A 555-nucleotide genomic window follows, 5' to 3' on the forward strand; every position below is an offset into this window, starting at 1 on the left:
CTTGGCGGCGGACCGCACCTCCTTGGCGACGGGCGCCGGGCCGACCGGGCGACGGACACCGAGGGTGTCGGTGCCGTTGCCGTCCCAGTCACCCACGTGGACCTCGTCACCGGCGCGACCGAAGGTCACCACGGTGTCCGGGGCCCCGCCACGCAGCGAGTTGCTCACGTGGTAGGTGGCGCCGCGGCGCACCGTGAAGGTGTCCCGACCGTCACCGTCCCAGTCACCGGCGAGGGTGATGTCGGCGGCGCGGCCGTAGGTGAACACCGTGTCGGCGTCCCCACCACGGAGCGAGTTCTTCACGTGGTACGTCGCGGCGCGGCGCACCGCGAAGGTGTCCGTCCCGTTGCCGTCCCAGTCACCGACCATGACCGCGTCGTTCTCCCGGCCGTAGTGGAAGACCGCGTCCGCGTCCCCACCCCGCATGGAGTTCTTCACGTGGTAGGTGTTGCCGCGGCGGACCGCGAAGGTGTCGGTGCCGTCCCCGTCCCAGTCACCCACGAGGATGACGTCACCGGGCCGGCCGTAGGTGAGGACCACGTCGGCGTCCCCGCC

At 71.9% G+C, this 555-nt stretch carries 1 pseudogene; it reads right to left on the minus strand.

Annotation, left to right across the window (positions count from 1 at the left end):
* Positions 1 to 555, minus strand: a pseudogene (locus tag H9624_RS16265) (alkaline phosphatase); the annotation flags it as partial.

This window comes from Oceanitalea stevensii (genome assembly GCF_014837105.1).
Lineage (GTDB): Bacteria > Actinomycetota > Actinomycetes > Actinomycetales > Actinomycetaceae > Oceanitalea > Oceanitalea stevensii.